This window comes from Pseudoalteromonas sp. SIMBA_162 (assembly GCF_046535955.1).
Classification (GTDB): Bacteria; Pseudomonadota; Gammaproteobacteria; order Enterobacterales; family Alteromonadaceae; genus Pseudoalteromonas; species Pseudoalteromonas marina.
Map to the genome: position 1 here is coordinate 1 of NZ_JAWJBQ010000550.1, position 265 is coordinate 265.

Here is a 265-nt window from a genome sequence, read left to right on the forward strand (position 1 = left end):
GGTATCAAGCCGCCTACTTTGCTGATTATTGGCAGCGTTGTGTCGCTACATCAAACGCTGTCTTGGTTCGAGGCGGATCATGGTACGGCGGTTGGATTTTCAGATGGCAAGCATGCGCGTTTAACGCAAGGGTAAATGTTTTGAGTGCCATGCTGGGTGGCGTTATGACCCGCGCTGTGTATGCTAGTAACGATAAGATTCATAAAACGACGATTTGATCACCATCGTGCTACTTGTCACTAATGCTGCTGTTATCAGCAGCATT

General features: G+C 47.9%; 1 protein-coding gene. It reads left to right on the plus strand.

Annotation, left to right across the window (positions count from 1 at the left end; translation table 11 throughout):
* A partial coding sequence (locus R0J88_RS20880) for a hypothetical protein (protein WP_410901007.1) occupies positions 1 to 218 on the plus strand: 218 nt, incomplete at its 5' end.
* Positions 219 to 265: the final 47 nt, after the last annotated feature.